The organism is Butyribacter sp., assembly GCF_056818865.1.
The window spans coordinates 47,058-67,972 of record NZ_DBLYGC010000012.1; the positions used below are offsets into that span (position 1 = coordinate 47,058).

Below are 20,915 nucleotides of genomic sequence, written 5' to 3' on the forward strand. Positions count from 1 at the left end.
TCTTTGATTTAGGCAAAATAATGGGAATGAGGGGAAATAATAATGATAACTAACAATCAAAAAAATAATTCTTCCGGTAAACAGCCGCTTTTTATGGCAGTCGCACTTCTTTTGTGCTGCTCCATCATAATAAGCATTGTAGAAAAAAAACATACTGAATTTAATTCTTCGCAATATGACAATACATATTCAAATGCTGTATATGCTGCAAGTACAACAACTATTCCTGATGATTCATCCTCTGCCGGAGACGAAGTTTCAAGCGGAAGTGCTATCTCAACCGGAAGTTCTATCACAGGCGATGAAGTACGCGGTGTATGGATTTCATTTTTAAGCTACAGCAGCAAAGGTTACACAAAACAAAGTTTTACAAACTATGTAAATACCATGTTTAAAAAATGTAAATCTAAAGGATACAATACAGTCTTTGTACATGTCCGTATGTTTTCAGATGCCATGTATCCTTCAAAATATTTTCCGTGGTCGGTTTATTCGTCAGGTAAAGCCGGAAAAAATCCCGGATTTGATCCACTGAAAATAATGGTTGACCGCGCTCATTCCATGAATCTCTCGATTCATGCATGGCTTAATCCATACAGAATATCATCATCAACTACAAATGTTAATTCACTTCCGAAAAATTCATATGCCTATAAATGGGCAAAATCGTCTTCAAAAGCGAAGCGCAGAAATGTCCTTAAATTTAACGGAGGATTATATTACAATCCTGCCAAAAGCGATGTAAGAAATCTTATAACTAAAGGTGTGAAAGAGATTGTCACAAACTACAATGTTGACGGCATACATTTTGATGACTATTTCTATCCAAACCTCGGAAGTAAATACAGAAAAAATTTTGACAGAACCGAATACAATTCATATGTCAGAAACAGAAAGAAAAATAACAGAAAATATTACGGTATCGTAAACTGGAGACGCCAAAATGTAGACCTTCTCATAAGCAATGTATATAAAACCGTAAAATCCACAAAGAAAAAGGTAAAGTTTGGTATCAGCCCCGCCGGAAATATAGATAATCTTTATCTTAGCTGGAGTTACTACTGTGATGTCAAAAAATGGATGAATTCAAACAAATATATTGACTATATCTGTCCTCAGATATACTGGACCTTCACCAACAAAACATGCCCTTTCAAGAAGACATGTTTAAGATGGGCAAAACTTCCGAGAAATAAAAATGTAAAACTTTATATAGGTCTTGCAGGATACAGAGCAGGCTTATCAAAATCGCAGGCAAAAGCAGTCTCAGATATTGGCTGGTCTAAGAGCAATACAATACTTAAACGTGAAGTCCTATATGGAAGAAGTACTAAAAAAGTCAGCGGCTATGTGCTTTTCTCGTATGCAGATTTAAGCCGTAAAGCAGCATCAAAGGAGATAGCTAATCTAAAGAAAATATTTAAGTGATTTGAAATTTGTAATTTTGAATAAAAACATGCAACAGGAGAGGCAGTATATATACAGCCTCTCCTGTTTGTTTAATATTTTTTATTCTATTAATAATTTTAAATGCACAATATCATATAAAATCATGCATCTGTCCTGCAAATCAGCCCACAAGACACTCTCTGTTTGTACCGTAAAATATATCAGCTTTTCCTGACATCATCTTACAAAATTCTTCTATTCTGTCCCAGTTGTTGTTTACGTCAAATTCATAACTGTGACCCCATACATAAAACAGCATCTGCTCATTCTCTTTTGGCTCAGCTTTGAGGAACTTTTCAGCAAGTTCAAACAGCATGTCATCATCATGATGGCATGTTGCCTTTAATTTTAACGGCTCTTTCGGTATCTCAAAGGAATGTGACGCTTCGACAGTTCTTCCGTATTTAATACCTATAGATTTAAGATATTTCACCACTTCATCGTCTACACAGCCGTATGCGTATGCCATTCCTACAGGATATGTACCGTATATACGCTCTATATTGCTCATATCAGTAAGGAATTCTTTGTCAAGCTGTTCCTTTGTCATTCCTGTAGGCGCTGCATGTGTAAGACCATGTGTGGCTATCTCATGTCCCCTGTAAAGCTCTTCAAGACCTTCCTGCTTCATTCGGTTTATATATACACCTTCTATCTCAAAATTGCTTTCAGGTGTCTGAATACCCGTATTCAAGTTGAATGTCGCTTTCATTCCGTATTTGTTGAATATCTCGACTAACTTTCTGTCCTGCTCTATACCATCATCATAACTGAATGTAAGAGCCTTTCTGTACTTTCTCATTTTAAGCCTCATTTCTGCGATTATTGAATTTCAATTAAAATTTAAACTTGTCTGCAAAATAAGCTTCAAGTTCATCAATCTTGATACGCTCCTGTTCCATTGAATCTCTGTCACGCACTGTTACTGCTCCGTCTTCTACAGAATCAAAATCGTATGTGATGCAGAATGGTGTTCCGATTTCGTCCTGACGGCGGTATCTCTTTCCGATATTTCCTCTGTCATCAAATTCACAATTATATGTTTTGCTGAGTTTTGTATAAATTTCCTCAGCCTGCTCTGAAAGCTTCTTTGAAAGTGGAAGTACAGCTACCTTTACAGGTGCTATTGCCGGATGGAAATGCATTACTGTACGAACATCACCGCCCTCAAGTTCTTCCTCATCATATGCACTGCAGAGGAAAGCAAGTGTAACACGGTCAGCTCCGAGTGACGGCTCTATTACATATGGAATGTATTTTTCGTTTGTTGTATCATCAAAGTAGCTCATATCCTCTCCTGATACATTCTGATGCTGTGTGAGGTCATAGTTTGTACGGTCAGCTATTCCCCAAAGTTCACCCCATCCGAATGGGAAAAGGAATTCAATATCAGATGTCGCTTTGCTGTAGAATGAAAGTTCCTCTTTCTCATGGTCACGGACACGCATCTCGTCTTCCTTAATACCAAGTGTTTTAAGCCAGTTAATACAATAATCCTTCCAGTATGCAAACCACTCAAGGTCTGTATCAGGTTTACAGAAAAATTCAAGTTCCATCTGCTCAAATTCTCTTGTACGGAATGTAAAGTTACCCGGTGTAATCTCATTTCTGAATGATTTACCAATCTGTCCGATACCAAATGGTACTTTCTTACGTGATGTACGCTGAACATTTTTAAAGTTTACGAAAATACCCTGTGCTGTTTCAGGACGGAGATAAACCGTATTTTTTGCATCTTCCGTAACACCCTGGAATGTCTTGAACATAAGGTTAAACTGACGGATTTCGGTGAAATTGTGCTTTCCGCATGAAGGGCAGGCAATCTCATGTTCCTCGATGTACTTCTGCATTTCTTCATTTGACCAGCCGTCAACGCTTCCTTCTATCTCAATGCCGTTTTCCTGCATATAATCTTCAATTATCTTATCTGCTCTAAATCTCTCATGACAATCTTTACAGTCCATAAGTGGGTCTGAAAAGCTTCCAAGATGACCTGACGCTACCCATGTCTGCGGATTCATAAGAATTGCACAGTCAATTCCTACATTGTACTTGCTTTCACGGATAAATTTTTTCCACCATGCCTGTTTAACATTATTTTTAAGTTCAACACCAAGATTTCCATAATCCCATGTATTTGCAAGTCCGCCATATATTTCTGAACCCGGGTAAATAAATCCTCTTGCCTTTGCAAGTGCAACCATCTTGTCCATTGTCTTTTCCATGTCGTTTATTCCTCCAATTTCTATTAATTGATTTAAAATTATTGTGCATATCTTAAACACTTATACAAAAATATACCATTGAACCTCATTTATTGCAATGTTTTCAGACAATAAAGTCCAAAGTCTTAAATTTATGAGGCAGATACCTAGCAAGATAACTCTTCATAAACCTTTTCAATTCCTCCAAAACTTTGTCTGTAACAGTAAAAGCATAAAGCTTTTCCATAGGGCTTGTCAAAATATACTGCAGAGTATATTTTGCATCTGCTCCCAGTTTCAAAGGATATTCATTTGCAAACTTTTTTTCTTTCGCAGCACATTCGGTACATATAAGTCCACCTTCAGATAAATATACACTATATGCTTCTTTATTTCCGCATCTTAAACAGCCGAACACCTCGATACTCTCGCCTTCTATCATCATAAGTCTCATTTCAAATATTACTCTGATAAGTGAAAACGATATAAGCCGGTGTTTCAATGCACGCATGGTAACATACATGAGTATAAGTTCCTCTGCCGCCTCTATCCCTTCCCTTGAAAAATACTGTATCATTTCAGCAAAATATGAGGCATAACAAAGCGCATCATAGTCGGTAGTTATCTCTTCAAAATATGTACCTATCTCACCACTGACAAGATTATATGCGTTTCTTCCCTCATAAAACGTGAATTTTCCAAACGTAAACGGAACCGTACATGCCGAGAGGGCGCTGTTTGGCTTTCTTGCACCTCTCGCAAATGCCGAAATACGCCCTCTCTCCTTTGTGAGAACCTCTATTCTTTTATCGTATTCTTTCATCGGTGATGCAATCAGAACCATCCCTGTAAATGTAACTGTCTCTGCCATTGTCTCTTTCCCTACCAAATAAATCTGTACCAGAGGAACTGTTTTTGGTTTCAGTTCTGTATTTCAGATAATCCTCAACTTTACCTGTACTCACAAATTTTGTCCATAAATCTTCACTCTGTTTCATCATTTCCATACTCATATAAAGAAGCCTCCCTTGTGGCTGCCGTATAGCGTTTCCATGTACAGCCAGCCTTTTTTATCAACAGACAACGACTGTCTGTCCGTATTTTCGTTGTTCAAGCTATACTTATATGATTTGTATGACGGAACAATTATATTCCTGCATTTATTTCCATATATGGAGTTTTCATACTATATGCCTTGCCGGCACATAGTATGAATCTTATAATTTTTAAAGTTTCAAAATATCATAATTTCAAAATCTTACTCGTCTATTTCTTTACTGTCATATCCGAAGTTTTTCATAAGAAAATCACTGTCTCTCCAATCCTTCTTAACTTTAACCCAAAGTTTAAGATTAACTTTACAATCAAGCAGATTCTCAATATCCTTTCTCGCATCCGAACCTATCTTTTTGAGCATACTTCCCTGTTTACCTATAATAATGCCTTTATGCGAATTCCTCTCACATACTATAGTCGCATCTATATCTATGATATTATTTCCTCTGCGCTCTCTCATTCTGTCAATGCCTACTGCAATACCATGAGGTACTTCCTCACTCAGATTTCTCAAAGCTTTCTCTCTTATAAGCTCTGCCACTATCTGTCTCTCCGGCTGGTCAGTAATAGTATCTTCATCATAATAACACGGACCTTCCTCAAGATGACTGAATATTGTTTTCATAAGGTCATCAGTATTTTCGCCTTTAAGTGCTGATACCGGAACTATATCATCAAAATCAAGCAAATCCTTGTAAGTTGAAATAAAAGTGAGTATCTCAGCTTTTGATACCGTATCTATCTTGTTTATAACAAGCACAACGGACGTATCAACATTTTTTAACTGCTCAGCTATATGTTTCTCCCCTGCACCGATAAAAGTTGTCGGCTCAACAAGCCATAAAATAACATCAACTTCCTTTAATGTGCGCTCTGCAACAGAAACCATATACTCACCAAGTTTATTTTTAGCCTTGTGAATACCCGGTGTATCCAAAAAGATTATCTGTCCTTCCTCACCGGTATAAACAGTCTGGATGCGGTTTCTTGTCGTCTGTGGCTTATTTGACGTAATTGCAATCTTCTGACCGATAAGTCTGTTCATAAGAGTAGACTTTCCAACGTTAGGCCGCCCGATAAGCGTAACAAAACCTGATTTGAATTTCTTCATAAAATCTGTAATCCTCCGTATATTTTATTGTAAATTTTTCTCCAATCAAAATAACTTATATTATGACAGCGGTTTAATACTTTCAAACAATGAAGCCTCGTCTTTTATACGCTTTTCATTTCCGATAACACAAATATTTTCCGTATTTGCAATCTTCCTAACCGCATCAGCCGTATTTCTTATATCATCTTTTGTGCATGCAAGCACCTGATTTCTTTCTTTCTGTATAACTTCAAGCGGTGTCTTTGTAAGGTACATTGACATTGAGCGTTTTCCGTCCATCGAAGGTGTGAGCGGTGTATCAAGTCCGCTTATTGTTCCTATGATAGTCTTTGTGACCTCTCTCTCATCCGCATCATAATTTTCAAGGAAATCTGCCGCCTTTTTATATACATCATAAGTCGCTGACAGATTTGGATCTCTGTACGATACAAAACTTCCCGAACCTGCTCTTGAAAATCTGCACATAACACCGTATGCCCCGCCTTTAACTCTTACCTCATTCCAGAGATAACCGTAACTCAAAAGATGCTTCACTACCATCATTGCACCGTCGTTTACATCCGGCACATCTTTATATGAACCTGATACAGCGGCATACTGCACCTCAGCTGGAGTAGAAAATGCTGTCTTTCTGTATTTCACATCAGGCTTATAGCACTCAAGTCCCAAAATGTCTGCACTGTTTTCTTTCTCAAAGTTTTCAAGTTCACTATCAAATTCCGATATTGCACCTCCAAGCAAACCATAATCGTTTTCATCACACGTGCATGATATAAGCATTTTTTCCTTTTTAAACATAGCCTTCACAAGCTCTTCGCAGCCTTTTATGAGTTTTTCTTTTTCGCTGTCAAAGTTCTCATCAAGCTTTACAAGATAATCATAATAACCTATTCCCATTGAATAATCGTTATACCATCCGTCAAGTGTAAGTCCTGCCATGCTGTAACTTACTGCTGCCTGATGACCTGCTGACATAAGACGTACTTTAAGTCTGGAACGTGTTTCTGCCACAACTTCTCTCAAATGTTTCTCATCTGTAAACAAAGTCTTAAACATCATTTCCGCCATAAGCTTTGTCGTATCTTTTATACGTCCTGCAAGAGTTTTTGTCCTTACAGTGAATTTAAGCTTAACCGCATCAGTATCATATATGGAATAGATATTTAAATCAGAACCTATTCCACCTGAATAGAAGTTAGTCTCCGTATCAAATTCCCTGTAAGTATGCTCTGTTGTATCCATATATCCGAGTAGTGTTGCAAGAAAACTCATCTGTGGCACATACTCTGAAAGACTGTCAACATCAAACATCATATCAAGATATATAATTCCGTTTGTGTGTACATTATGATGTACGGTCTTTATGCCGCACAACTCTTTTTCTTCATTGTGCACAGGTCTTACATTCTTTCCTATATCTTCTCTTTCCAAAAGGGGTATCTTCTCAAGTATTTCCTTAGGCGAAGGCTCTTCCTGATATGCCTTTAATGCCTTTGTCTGTGCAATAAGTTCAGCTATCTGCTCTTCACTCAGCGATGCCTTATATTCTGCAAGTTTCTTTTCAAGTGCTTTCTCATTTTCAATCGCAAGTCCCGGTTTTGGATTCATATCCACGAGTACGGCATGAGGATTGTTAAGGATATATTCATCTATAAGTTTCTCATAATAATCTGTTTCAAGTTTCTCCCTCAAATTCTTATAAACATCCTCATATACAAGACCGTCATATGGCTTGCTGTCGTCATAAAGCCATGTCTTAAATGTTTTTAATACATATAACAGACCCTTTGGAAAGCCGCCAAAATCAGCTTCCCTTTCTCTAAACTCAGTTCCGTTTATCGCTGCCTCAAGATCTTTTCTGTTTATTCCCTCAGCCACAATTTCCTTAAGCTTGGAAATTATTACTTCATAAAATTTCTCTCTGAGTCCCGGTTTTGCATTTTTTGTGGTAATGCTGAACATGCTCTGTCTTAAAATATCACAGAAATCTACATCTATATCCGTTCCTATACCTGCGTCGAGAATTGCCTGTTTAAGCGGTGCCCCCGGCATTTCAAGAAGTACATACGAAATAAGCTCAAACGCCTTGCATTTTTCCTGGTCAAGTGTTATGTCCATAGCCGTGCAGAATGAATAATAAGTCTTTTCGGAGCAGTCTGCATCTGTCGCTACCGCATATTCAGTGGAAAGAGTTTTCATCCTGTCAAACGGCTTTTGAAGTTCAATATGCGAATCAACAATTATTGCTGGAAAGTTTTTAAGATAATTTTCATCCATCCAGTTAAGTCTTTCCTCTATATCGACATCACCGTAAATACAAATATAACTGTTTACCGGATGATAATATTTCCTGTGAAAATCAAGATAATCCTCATAGGTAAGGTCAGGAATATTCTTCGGGTCTCCGCCTGACTCATGAGCATAAGTATTGTCAGGAAAAAGACTGTTCATTGTAAATCTCTCCAAGACACTTTCCTCGGAAGAATACGCACCTTTCATCTCATTGTAAACAACACCGTTGTAAGTGATAGGTGCGTCTTTGCTTTCAAGCTCGTAATGCCATCCTTCCTGTTTAAATATCTCTTCGTGTTTGTAAATATTAGGATAAAAAACAGCATCCATATATACGCTCATAAGATTTGCAAAGTCTTTGTCATTATAGCTTGCAACAGGGTACATAGTCTTATCAGGATATGTTGTCGCATTAAGGTAAGTATTTAGTGAACCTTTCACCAATTCTACAAACGGATCCTTTGCCGGATATTTTTCCGAACCGCATAAAACAGTATGTTCTATGATATGCGGAACTCCCGTTGCATCTTTTGGCGGTGTACGGAAAGCAATATCAAATACCTTATTGTCATCCTGATTGCTGAATATAAGCACTCTCGCACCACTCAATTTATGCTTAAGCGTAAGCATAAAGCTGTCAACTTCTTTTACATACTCTCCATTTACCAACTCATATGTCTTAGGAATTTTCACTTCTTCAAGACTTTTTATACTCTTTGCCATCTATAGCCTCCTAATTTATTATTTATTACTTTTCTCATTTTGAGCATCTATAAACCTTATAAAATCTTTCTCATTCAGAGGTTTTGAATAATAATATCCCTGAAGGAAATCTCCACCCATCTTTCGCAATATCTCTATATGCCCTTCTGTTTCTATGCCTTCGGCGATAATCTTTTTGCCCTCACTTCTTATCATTGGCATAAGTTCATTTAAAAATTCATTGTCACCACTCGCATACGACCATAAAAGACTCTTGTCAATCTTTACAAAATCTATCGGCATAAGCATGATACTGGCAATATTGGAATATCCTGTTCCAAAATCATCAAGTGCCACCTTTGCCCCACATTTTCTAAGCTTTGTCAATGTGTCAAATACAGCATTTGCATCTGTAAGCTTACTCTCTGTTATCTCAAAATGAAAACGCTTCAACGGTATCCTGTATTTTGCCGCAATACGCTTCAGTTCATCAACAAGATGCTCATCCTGACATTGAATAGGTGATATGTTTATATTCATATCATTTATTCCTCTGTCAAATATATTATTGTTTGCCGCAAACCGGCATGTTTTCTCAAACATCTGCCTGCTAAGCTGTATTATTGTATGGTTTATCTCTGCAACATGAATAAAATATTCAGGATTTATGTATCTGTGATTTTCGTCTTTAAGCCTTGAAAGCACTTCAAGCGATGTTATCCTGTTTTCCGCAAATGAATATATCGGTTGAAAATTCAGTTCCAGCGAATTGTCAAGAATTGCCTCCTCTATCCTGTGGGCAACCTCCTTAAATCTTGTCGCATCGGCAAGAGCCTCAGTGCGCAGATGTATAAGCTCATTCGGCTTATGGTGGCCTTTGTGGTCTGACCTTGCATAATGAATACGCTGTATTATGTCCTCAATGTCATCCGAATCCTCCGGAAATGTCACATAATAATAACTGTACTCATGAGAAACCGCTTCTCTCTTTAAATTCCACTGATAAGGCATAACTTTCACCAGCTTATCATAAAGTTCTTTGACTTCCTCAGTTCCGTCCACCAGAACGGCAAATGTGGCAGCACCTATGTGATATATATCTTTGTCACCCGATTTAAATTTGACTATCTCTGCAATCTGTTTCTGAACTTCCTGAAGACTTTCTTCATCATATATCCTGCATATCGCATGATAATTTTTTACTCTTATAATAAAACATGAAACGCTTTCATCATAATCATATTTTTCTCTAAGTACCTCTATAAAACCATTAAGATTAAATCTGCCTGTTCTTATATCGACGTAATAATCAGGACTTCTAAGTGAAAAATACACAAGATACGCACACAGATTAGCCACTACCATAGTCACTTCCATGTTCATCTTTAAAATGTTTCCGAGTATTTCTGAAATTGTAATAAGTATATCTACTATCAAAATAAGCCGCAGCAGCCCCGGATTTTTTTTCTTTCCTTTATCCCATGCTACATATAATGTAAGAAATATTATAAACAGATACAAAACATTCATAATGTTTCTTGCCATACCTGCCCGAAAAGTTCCTGTCTCATCCACATAGAAATATAAATCTGTAAACGGATTAGTCCAGACAAAAAGAATAGCAATTATTATGACAGAATAACTTATTATACAATACGCATTTATTTTCTTTTTATAATGAAACAGAGACAATACATAATTATTGTACATTGCAATAAATATTATTCCCACAGTAAAAGCTGCTGAATTTACAACATATGCAGCAAATGAAGACATTATATCATTCCGGCACTCATAATAACACTGTGCTGCGCTCAGACATGTCTCTATAACAAGCAGAATCAACACATTTAAATATAATCTGTTGCTCTGTACCGGCAGATTTTTCTTCCAGAAATATACTATGATTAAAATAAAAAGCATCACAGCTGTAGCCATTTCAAAATATGCATTATATATCACCTAAAATTCCTCCTTTCTTTAAGAGGAATTCTCTGATTTTGTCCTCGGGTACAAACTTCATAAGTTCTCTGCCCTGAATATAATCAACATCCATCTTTTTCACCATCTCAAATCCATCCGGATATCTGACACCATCCAGGCACACAATCCATCCCCTCTCCCTAAACATGCGAATTATATATATAAGCTGCGTACTCTTTTCATTACAATACATCGAAACAACCATATTGTTTATTTTAACGCAGTCAAACGGCATTTCCATGAGGTTTTTAAGATTGCATGCATTTGTGCCAAACTGGTCCCAGCAGACATGTAAACCTCTCTTTCTCAGGTATGCTATCCCTCTTGAAAGCACATCTTCCGGAACATCCTCATTGATAAACAGCTCAAAAATGATATTATCAGGATTTATGTTGTACTCGCTGATGTAACTCATATACTCATCACATATTGATTCACTGATAACATGGAACGATGCCATGTTTATCCTTACATGCTTAATTCCTCTCTCAAAAAGTTTTTCCTCACTTGAAAATTGGAGTATTTTTTTTAGGAACATTATATTTGTATCCCTGCTGCATCCTATTTCCCTTGAGACTTCCCACACTTCCTCAATGGAAAGCGTCCTGTCCCCAACTATGACAACAGGATTAATCTCGAGCTCATTTACATCTTTTTCTTTAATATCATATATCGGCATACATTCAAGTTCACACTCGTCAGATTCAATCATTGCCATGATGGTTCTTATATTTTCAAGCTCTCTCTCAATTCTTTCCCTTATATTTCCGCTGTAAGCAACAATCTCCCTGTCAAGAGAATCAGTCATTGCAATTTTTTTCATGCTCAGTATAATTCTCATAAACTCCGACAGTGTATATTCAGCTTCTGAATTACCTGCAATATAGAATTTATAATACATACTTATATTCTTATCATTTATCCTAAGCGTTTTGGGAAGATTTTTTCTGAATGAAACAAATAAGTTATTTGCTTCAGACTCTCTGTCTACCATGATAATATATTCCGAACTGTGTATATGATAGACATTGTGTCTTCCACCATATGCCCTGAGATAATTTCCAATAGCTGCATGTACCTGATTTATCTCGTCTTCCAAACAATAGTTTGACATATTCTCCATATTGCTTATGCAGATTGAAATACAATAATAACTTTTTTTGTATGTAACTTTTTCTTCTATTACTTTTTTAAATCCTGCCATTGAAAAGCATCCGCTGACACTCACAAGGTACATATCTATATTATGTATTATCAGATAATACATTATGACAAGCGCCGCCACACAGTAATATATCAGCATACGCTTTTTCTGTGGAACATAATACAATTCAACAAAACACACCATGACTATATTAGAAATCTGCATAAATATGTATTGTCTTTTTTCGATAATCTTTCTGTTTTTTCCAAGTACAAATGCACCTGCAAATATGTAAAACATTACAACTATTGGAAATATTTTTATCAGTCCACTGTTGTTAAGCATCTCACCGCTTTGTACCAAAAACAGATTGCCATTGTATGCCGAAATAGCAACAAAAACTACCATCGCAGCCGCCGGTATATACATTATAAAAGAATATTTGTTTTTGAGGAAACCAAGCCTTAATGTCTGTGCCAGATAATACATCCAAAACAGCACCGCCGATATAATTACTCCTATGTAAGATGACAATGTAAGAACACCGGCAACGGCATCCGGGAATTCTATAATCCCTAAATTCTCCATTCTGTTCATAATATCAAAGAAAATAACAACCAGAAGTATATGCAGAATACTTGAAAAGAAACTGTTTTTATACATAGGAAGCCAATTTTTATAATGATAAAAAAAGGTAACAAGTCCAATCAAAAATAATGCTACAACTTCATAAGCACATACATAATTCATCATCTCTTCCACAACTCTCCATTAAATAATGTATAACGGTCTTTTCCTGTTTTCTTTGACTGATATAATGCTGAATCCGCTTTTTTATACACAGTTTCAAAGTCAGTTCCGTCTACAGGTGCAACTGAAATCCCTATACTGCTTGTTATATTTACAACATTTGCACCATCCGTATAACTGCGTCTGTTTGCCTCCTTAATCTGCTCTGCTTTCTTTATGATATAATTTTTCAGGCTCTCCTCGTCAAACGCATCATAGCTTGAACAAACAGCAAATTCATCACCGCCAAGTCGTCCTATAAGCGCCTGATTCTTAAATACTTTTGTAAGCTCTGCTCCTGTATCGGCAATCGCCTTATCACCATATATGTGTCCTAATGTATCATTTACATTTTTAAAATTGTCTAAATCAACCATATAAAATATATAATATCTGTCAGCCTTATTTTCAGAAAGAAGATTACTCATCTTTTCTTCCATGGTCTTCTTATTTAATACTCCTGTCAGCATATCGTTTTCCGCACGCTGAACAAGATTTTTTTCCATAGTTATCTGCTTTGACGCATCCGTAAGTTTACCGGCAAAATATTTTGGCGAACCGTTTTCCTCTCTCTCCAAACAACCTGAGACTCTGTACCAGTCATACTCTCCGGTTTTGCCCTTTACTCTGACCTCCGAAGTAAAAAATGTTTCCTTACTCTCAAAGAACTTTCTTAGTTTTCTTCTGATAGACAAATCATCCGGATGTATATATTCATATACGTCATACACTGCCTCTCCCATAAGGGGTTTCATGTCTTTGTCAATGATATTCTCAAATTTATCTTTAAGTGCAAAGCGTTTTGGAGAAAACGTATATTCAAATATCATTGTCTTGTCTATCCTGCTTACAGCGTCATATGTTTCCTGTATCTTTATCAGCCTCTGTCTGCTCCTTGCTGCATATATAAGCATCACCATGATAATGAGCAGTTCAACACATAACATTCTAAGATAATTCATGCATTTGCTTGTAATCACTATGTCAGCTATTTTCTTGTTTCTTCCTTTAGATATATAAGCAAATGACCATCCGTTTACACTTACCGGAATCGTCGTAATCACATAATTCTTTTTGTTGTATCTGTATTGAAAATCTGTCTCAGAATTATCTTTTATCCTGTTTCTCACTTTCTGACTGTCATATCCGTCAAAAATTCTGCTGTCATTTAAATACGAAAAAAAGTTCGTATCAGCTTCAAGACCTATATCGCATATATCTCTCGTCGCCGAAATAATATCACCGCTCTCCGACAATATTAAAACATAGCCTTCTTTCGATAATCCTGAATTGTATAATTTGTTGCTCATGTTTTCAAGAAGCATTGAACCTACAAGCACTGACTGCACTGCTTTTCCTGACTTCACCGGTACAAAAAAGCATATTTCATCATTGCCAATATAGTTCAATGTAACCTCTGTCGCAACATTCGACACCCCTGAAAGTGCCTTCTCGTACCCTTCACTTCCAGCTATCTCCTTATAGACACAGTTGCCATAAAGTCTGACACCGTTTGTGCCCACAAGTGAAACATCATCAAAATATCTTTTAAGATTTTTGCATGCTGATGACATCTCACTTCTGTTACTTACGTCAGTATTTGAAAGCTTTCCTGCAAGCAACTCAAGTCCTGAAATCCTCTCTTTAATAATTTCCTCAAAATATGCTCTTCCCACACATGCACTGCTCTTAACTATTTTCTTGGCATTTTTTACATTATTTTCTTTTAATTCATTTCCGAAGCAATAGCTCATTGAAATACCACCTAAAACTGAGAGAACAAGCATAAGATAACATATTTTTCTAAAATTAAATCTTTTTTTTGTCTTCATAATCACGTGCCTCTTTTTTTTCTCTTATCCAAAATATAAAAAAATTTATTCTTCTCCTTAACACTACTCTTATAATATCACATTATTTGAAATATCGCAATTTAATATAAAACAGCTTACAACTTTTTCCATTTTATATTGACTTATTTTTTTTTCTGATTATTATTATAAGAAGGTTTAGTCAAGCACACCGGCTAAATTTATAAAAAACACAAACTTATGTGTGCAGAAATGAGGATTATTATGAATAAAAGAACCGTAAACATAAGCAGTCTTGTACTACTGCTCAGCCTGCTTTCACTTATCACGACAATGTGCCTTTACTACATTGTACCCATGCACTATGTATCTGTCATATTTGCTGCCGCAGCATCTGTACTTTTGGCGCATTTCTTTTTAGAGTCATCCCTGAATTATGACTACAATTTTTTACATGCAGCAAGCATGACTGTCACAACTCTCATTTTTGCAATAGTAATTTATCTTATACAGCCTAATGAATGGATAACTTTTGATTTTTGGCTTCCATGCCTTGTTCTTATAAACTGGCTTGTACCGTTTTTATATTGTACATTGCGTGACCTTTTTGACAGAGGTCCACGATTTGACGGTTACCATAAATTTTTCAACCGCATGTGCATCTTTTTCACTTTTATATACATTTTTGTGATAGTAAAACAATACTTTATTGCACCTATCGTTCCGCCTTATCACAAACTTGCCTTTGGCGCACACAATTTTGTGCCTTTTATGGCAACGGCAGATTATATAGAACAGACTTTAAAAGCGGGAAAGCCTCTTTATGATTTTATTTTATATGCAGCAGAGCTTATATGTCTCGGTATTCCTTTCGGATATATGATACGTGTTGCTCTCAGAAAATTAAATTTTGTTTTTAGAATAATCATATACATCCTTTTTCCTGCTGCCCTTGAATTTATACAATACTATACAAATCTTGGCCGTGCTGATATTGATGACTGCGTATTTTCAATCATCGGCATACTTATCGGAGTTATACTTTTCCACATTATGAATGCTGCTTTCCAGACAATTGCAGCCCGTGATTTTATGATAAGCAGGGCACAGCAGAAAAAATATCATTTCTAATAATTTCTTTAATATCAAAAACGGAGATTGCACTGACTTCGCAATCTCCATTTTTATTTAAAATTTTCTGTATTGATTTATATCTCTCACAAGAATTTTTATTCCCCGAATCGTATTATCAAAAACTCCGCCCTCGTAAAACGCCTGAAGTACCATTCCTACCGGTATTCCGATTATCAGACCGAGCATTCCTATAAGCCTGTAGAAAATAAACATTGATATGAGCGTAAGAAACGGGCTCATGCCGACACTGTCACCTATAAGTTTAGGCTCTAAAATTCTGTGGACAAACAGTGTTATAAAATATGCTCCGACCAAAATCAATGCAGATGAATAATTACCGGTTATCACACAATATACAGCCCATGGTGTAAGAACTGTTCCGGTACCTACAAAAGGCAGGAAGTCAAGAAACGCCGTGATAAACGCAATAAGTGCTGCATACTTTTGTCCCATAAGCAGGAATATAATAAACAATATGGCAAATATAACTATCATTATCTGAAAACATGCTTTCAAATATCCGCCAATTGCCTTGACAATAATGTCCTTTACCATCTGCCATCCTTTTTTTATTGAGTCCGGAGTATGTTTTTCTACAGCCTCCTTAATACTATCGTGGTCTGCCACAAAAAAATATGTCATCATCAGTGTCAATATCAGAAGCACAAAAAAGTCTATAAGTGAACTTGCCACATTTCCGACTGTTGATACCGGGCTTGATTTTAATGATTTAAGTGCCGTCAGTATATATTCGTTAAGCTGCATATTCCTCTTTCCAAACATACTCTGTATGTCAGCAGGAATTATATTAAATTTATCATGCAGACTGCTCATGGCACTTTGAAGATTATTAACTACCGACTGGTACAATTCCGGAAGTTCTCCTACAAGCGAACTCACCTGAACAACAGTAAAACAAATAATTCCATAAATTGCAGCGCATATAAGTGCAAGCACGACAACTATAACTATAACTGTACCGTGTTTTCGCATTATCTTTATCTTATTTTCCAAAAAACGTACCAGAGGATTTGCAAGCATCGCTATAAGCCACGCAACAATCAACGGCAGAAATAGTTTAAAAAGAGGTGGAACAATAAAAACCACCGCAAGCACCATACATAAGCACACTAAAAGATGAACACATATTTTTTTCCTCAATTTACTGTTATTTTCTTCCAATTTCTATACCCTGTCCTTTCCTGTTTTTAATCCGCAATTTTTTTGCCACAATGGTACTATATCATAAAAACACAATATTTATCAGAGAATATCAGAAGTTTCACAAAATCTTTATACAATATTTATGATATTTCTGTTATCCTATATAAGGATACTTATGCGTATCCAAAAATCTGCTACTGTTTACCCTGTCGTGAACGGCGGCAAAAATTTTATTAATCTATATGAAAGGATAAAGATTATGAAAAACAATCAAATTAACAAAATATTCTGCACGGCTCTTGCAGTCGGTATTGCACTTTCCGGTTTAAGCGACGTATCGCCGGTTTCTGCCAAAGAGAAGACTACCCTCGATAACATGTCTGTAGTATCAAGAGTAGTGTCAGGAAATAACGACGGACTTTTACGCTATTCATATGTTGATGAAAACGGTAATGCAATAGATTTTGATACCTCTTCCGCTTCTACATCTTCAAAAAGAAAAGAAGCAACTTCTGTTCCATCTTCATACGACCTTAGAAATTACAACCAGGTTACATCTGTCAGGGATCAGGGTATCACCGGAAGCTGTTGGGCATTTGCAGCACTTAAAGCTATGGAATCAAACTCCATCCTAAACGGATTGAATACAGTTGATACAGCCGATTACTCTGAAAGCCACCTCGCCTGGTATACATACAATCCAATTACAGATACAAACAGCAGCATGTACGGTGACGGCAACACTCTCACAGGTATAACTCCGCCATCTAACATTTTTTACCCATCAGGTGTTTCACAGACACTTAATGCATATGATGCCGGTGGAAGTGCCCTCTCTGCAATTTTCACACTGGCAACATGGTCAGGTGCAGAAACTGAAAGTGCCGCTCCGTTTACTGCTGATACTCTTTCCGATGAACAGCAGATGATAAACACAATGAAATCAAACGGAGAAAGCCTTAGATATAATTCATATGCACATCTTCAAAACGCAGACTGTCTTGACAACAGCAGCAGAGACACTATTAAAAAAGCTATTATGAATCAGGGTGCTTTAAATGTTTCTCTCTACTACGATTCTGTTGGATTTGAGACAGGAACAAATTCCGGAAAATCATACTATCAGACGAAACTTACAGGAAAGAAAGCTATTCAGGCTGCCAACCACTGCGTAACTCTTATCGGATGGGATGACAGTTATTCCAAAAATAACTTTAATGCAGGAAGCAGACCTTCTTCAAACGGTGCATGGCTTATAGCAAACAGCTATGGTTCAGATTACAATGACAACGGTTACTTCTGGGTTTCTTACGAAGAACCGTCATTATCAGATATTTACACAATGGCTGCTGAATCTACTGCAAACTATGAAAATATCTATCAGTATGACGGCAACGGCTGGTCTAACGGTACAGCTTTCCCAAGCAGTGATATTACCGGCGCAAATGTATTTACAAGCGGCTCATCATTTGAGGAAACTTTAAATGCAGTATCATTCTACACAATGACTGATAATCAGAAATATACTGTAAAAATTTATAAAAACCTTACTGGTGACACTCCTGATACTGGTACACTTGCAAGCTCATGCACAGTATCCGGAACAGCAGATTACAGCGGATACCACACAGTCAAGCTTCCTACAAGCTGCACACTTTCACCGGGAAGCAAGTTTGCCGTAACAATTACATATAAATATGATTCTTCATCAGGACACGAAGCATACATTCCTTATGAGGGAGAATCAGAATCATATGACGGCGTGCTTTATTCATATGGCAGCAAACAGGGACAGAGCTTTATTTATGCAAATGATGACAAAACATGGTATGACTGCACTACTATAGACAACAGAGTTATGAACAATCTGCCAATAAAAGCTTTTACATCAAACGGAATTGCAACCACAAATACAAAAGTTTCATTTTCTAAAAGCTTAGTCAAAATAGGTAAAGGTGAAACTTATACATTAAAAGCAAAACTTTCAAACAAAACAGACAGTTCGACAGTAACTTACAAGAGCAGCAATAATAAAGTTGTTTCAGTAAACCAGACTTCAGGCAAAATAAAAGGCGCTTCAAAGGGAAGTGCTAGAATAACTGCTATTTCTAATGACGGAAATATCGCAACATATACAGTTAATGTATACAATGCTCCAAAACGTATATCAAGCCGTCCTTATAAAAAGGCAACTATGCGCCGTGGTCATTCTCTTAAAATCAAAGTCAGATTTTCAAAAGGATGCTACAGTAGAAAAATAAAATACTACTCATCAAGAAAATCTGTTGCTACAGTAAATTCATCCGGAAAAGTTAAGGCAAAAAAACGTGGAAGAACAACAATTACATTAAAATCATTTAACGGAAAGAAAGCTCGTGTACGCATAACGGTACGCTAAAAGCTTACAATACATTTTATTACATTTGTTAAAATGTTACATATGTTAAAATGTAAATAGACAAAAAAGAATGAATAGATATTTTTTAACATCTATTCATTCTTTTTTATTTCTTCATTTTCTAATGCCTTTGCAAAAAAATCGGGACACATATTAAGAAGTGTCGTGCCGCTTTCATCCTTTCTAAAAAGGTCAAGTATCGGCTTCATGACACGTTCAAACTCATCCGGTTTTTTAGAAAGTTTAAGTATTTCTGCTGTATTCACCGCATCCGCAAGTGCCGTATGTGCAGCTCCCTTAAAATCATAATCAGCCGATGCCACAGCCTGTTTCAGTCTTATTTTCTTGTCTATCCCTAGAAGCCTGCTGTATTCCTCCTGAAAATCTATCCAGTTTTTTTCCATCTTTCTCAGTGTCTCAGAGTCGTATTCTTTAAATGAAGATTCAGTTTGAAACTGTCTTATGTCTGCGAGACTCCATGAATAAAATGTAACAGCTCCGCCGCCTATCCATTTTTCAAAATCACACATAGCTTCTTTAAATCTTGGCGCACCCTCCAATTTATCATCGGTTATACCTGTAAGTTTTATTATGTGCGGATCCATCTTTCCGTAGTCAGGCATTACATAGGTCTGATACCTGTCAACCTCATTAAAATCATCATCCATCTTTACCGCACCTATTTCAATCAGTTCATTTGAGAGCTTTTTATCTTCTCTGTACTGCTTTTTTATTTTATTCATCTCAAGGTCTATCATTATATGTTTCAATACTTCACCTCCTGTTTTTATCTATCTTAAATTTTTAGTCTTTAATTATGTTATATTAACTTTGCCTATATGTCAATGCTGCCAGAAAGTGCTCAAATTGACTTATTCCTAGTTTTATGATATAATTTCTCTTGTAGCATTTTGTTCAGATTGAATTATAAGCAATCTATTTTTGAAAGGTACAGGTGAAACATGAGTCAAGCAGATATTAAAAAAGTAAAATCTTCGGTTGATAAGAATGTCGGAAACAGAGTTAAAATCCGTGCAAACCGCGGAAGACACAAAATTGACATTACAGAGGGTGTTATCAGCGAGACTTATCCAAGCATCTTCCTTGTTGAAGTTGAAAACAAATTAGATGATACAGTTCAAACAGTTTCTTTCAGCTATACTGATGTTCTTACAAAAGATGTTCAGATGCAGCTTCTGTAAACTGTTGATGCACTTAGGATATAAAGGCTGTCCGATAAACGGACAGCTTTTTTGTTCTTGTTCAGTTTATATGCCTATTTATAATCTATATGTTTTATTTATAATCTATAATTTTATACTGTTATTTCTATCTTTGTACCAAATCCCTCTTCTGACGTTATGTTAAGAGTTCCGCCTAATTCTTTTATATTGTGGTTCATAACATCCATTCCGACACCTCTTCCGGAATAATCATTTGGTACATTTGTTGTGCTGACACCATTGATAAGCAGAAGATTCATTATATCCTGTCTTGAATATTCTTTTTTCTCGTCTTTTATAACCCCCGCTTTTCTTGCAGCACTCAACACTTTTTCAGAACTTATACCGGCACCGTCATCCTCTACCGTAATCTTTATATCATCACCTGTCTGCGAAAATTCGAGTTTAATAAGACCCATAGGAGATTTTCCGAATTTTTCCCTTGTTTCCAA

General features: G+C 36.4%; 16 protein-coding genes. 4 read left to right on the forward strand and 12 right to left on the reverse strand.

Annotated features, from left to right (window positions below; all coding sequences use genetic code 11):
- Positions 1-42: 42 nt before the first annotated feature.
- Positions 43-1,428, forward strand: a complete 1,386-nt coding sequence (locus ACZLXV_RS07100) for a glycoside hydrolase family 10-like protein (protein WP_482382923.1) — start codon at positions 43-45, stop codon at positions 1,426-1,428.
- 142 nt (positions 1,429-1,570) lie between these two features.
- Here ACZLXV_RS07100 and ACZLXV_RS07105 read toward each other — a convergent pair whose 3' ends face one another.
- The 9 genes from ACZLXV_RS07105 to ACZLXV_RS07145 form a co-directional block, all read right to left on the reverse strand.
- Positions 1,571-2,251: a polysaccharide deacetylase family protein gene (locus tag ACZLXV_RS07105; RefSeq protein ID WP_482382924.1), complete on the reverse strand. Its 681-nt coding sequence runs from the start codon at positions 2,249-2,251 to the stop codon at positions 1,571-1,573.
- A gap of 34 nt (positions 2,252-2,285) precedes the next feature.
- Complete coding sequence (locus tag ACZLXV_RS07110; RefSeq protein ID WP_022225161.1) at positions 2,286-3,674, reverse strand: glycine--tRNA ligase; 1,389 nt, start codon at positions 3,672-3,674, stop codon at positions 2,286-2,288.
- Positions 3,675-3,777: 103 nt separating this feature from the next.
- Positions 3,778-4,524: a DNA repair protein RecO gene (gene recO, locus ACZLXV_RS07115; RefSeq protein ID WP_482382925.1), complete on the reverse strand. Its 747-nt coding sequence runs from the start codon at positions 4,522-4,524 to the stop codon at positions 3,778-3,780.
- Positions 4,460-4,666 carry a hypothetical protein gene (locus tag ACZLXV_RS07120; RefSeq protein ID WP_482382926.1) on the reverse strand — a complete coding sequence of 69 codons (207 nt, stop codon included), beginning with the start codon at positions 4,664-4,666 and terminating at the stop codon, positions 4,460-4,462. The genes recO and ACZLXV_RS07120 overlap by 65 nt, the downstream gene beginning before the upstream one ends.
- A gap of 245 nt (positions 4,667-4,911) precedes the next feature.
- The gene (era, locus tag ACZLXV_RS07125; RefSeq protein ID WP_482382927.1) at positions 4,912-5,820 is read right to left on the reverse strand and encodes a GTPase Era; all 909 of its coding nucleotides are present in this window, start codon (positions 5,818-5,820) and stop codon (positions 4,912-4,914) included.
- A 60-nt stretch (positions 5,821-5,880) separates the two neighbouring features.
- Complete coding sequence (locus ACZLXV_RS07130; protein WP_482382928.1) at positions 5,881-8,838, reverse strand: insulinase family protein; 2,958 nt, start codon at positions 8,836-8,838, stop codon at positions 5,881-5,883.
- A gap of 18 nt (positions 8,839-8,856) precedes the next feature.
- Positions 8,857-10,779 (reverse strand): EAL domain-containing protein, encoded by a 1,923-nt coding sequence (locus ACZLXV_RS07135; protein ID WP_482382929.1) that lies wholly within the window; start codon positions 10,777-10,779, stop codon positions 8,857-8,859.
- Entirely contained in the window at positions 10,769-12,697 is a 1,929-nt protein-coding gene (locus ACZLXV_RS07140) for an EAL domain-containing protein (RefSeq protein ID WP_482382930.1), read from the reverse strand. Before ACZLXV_RS07140 ends, ACZLXV_RS07135 begins: the two co-directional genes overlap by 11 nt.
- Entirely contained in the window at positions 12,694-14,565 is a 1,872-nt protein-coding gene (locus ACZLXV_RS07145; protein WP_482382931.1) for a sensor domain-containing diguanylate cyclase, read from the reverse strand. The genes ACZLXV_RS07140 and ACZLXV_RS07145 overlap by 4 nt, the downstream gene beginning before the upstream one ends.
- Before the next feature lie 243 nt (positions 14,566-14,808).
- Here ACZLXV_RS07145 and ACZLXV_RS07150 point away from each other — a divergent pair, with 243 nt between their 5' ends.
- A complete protein-coding gene (locus ACZLXV_RS07150) occupies positions 14,809-15,675 on the forward strand; it encodes a VanZ family protein (RefSeq protein WP_022225168.1) in 867 nt (288 codons plus the stop codon).
- A gap of 57 nt (positions 15,676-15,732) precedes the next feature.
- Here ACZLXV_RS07150 and ytvI read toward each other — a convergent pair whose 3' ends face one another.
- A complete protein-coding gene (ytvI, locus tag ACZLXV_RS07155) occupies positions 15,733-16,860 on the reverse strand; it encodes a sporulation integral membrane protein YtvI (protein WP_482382932.1) in 1,128 nt (375 codons plus the stop codon).
- Positions 16,861-17,101: 241 nt separating this feature from the next.
- On the opposite strand from ytvI, the gene ACZLXV_RS07160 reads away from it, so the two are divergent.
- Positions 17,102-19,240, forward strand: coding sequence for a lectin like domain-containing protein (locus tag ACZLXV_RS07160; RefSeq protein ID WP_482382933.1), 2,139 nt, complete (start codon positions 17,102-17,104; stop codon positions 19,238-19,240).
- Positions 19,241-19,332: 92 nt separating this feature from the next.
- Here the strand turns inward: ACZLXV_RS07160 and ACZLXV_RS07165 are convergent, their stop codons facing one another.
- Positions 19,333-20,010 (reverse strand): 3'-5' exonuclease, encoded by a 678-nt coding sequence (locus ACZLXV_RS07165; RefSeq protein ID WP_482382934.1) that lies wholly within the window; start codon positions 20,008-20,010, stop codon positions 19,333-19,335.
- 192 nt (positions 20,011-20,202) lie between these two features.
- On the opposite strand from ACZLXV_RS07165, the gene ACZLXV_RS07170 reads away from it, so the two are divergent.
- On the forward strand, positions 20,203-20,442 hold the full coding sequence (locus ACZLXV_RS07170) for a Veg family protein (RefSeq protein ID WP_022225172.1): 240 nt from the start codon (positions 20,203-20,205) through the stop codon (positions 20,440-20,442).
- 113 nt (positions 20,443-20,555) lie between these two features.
- Here the strand turns inward: ACZLXV_RS07170 and ACZLXV_RS07175 are convergent, their stop codons facing one another.
- Complete coding sequence (locus ACZLXV_RS07175; RefSeq protein WP_482382935.1) at positions 20,556-20,915, reverse strand: ATP-binding protein; 360 nt, start codon at positions 20,913-20,915, stop codon at positions 20,556-20,558.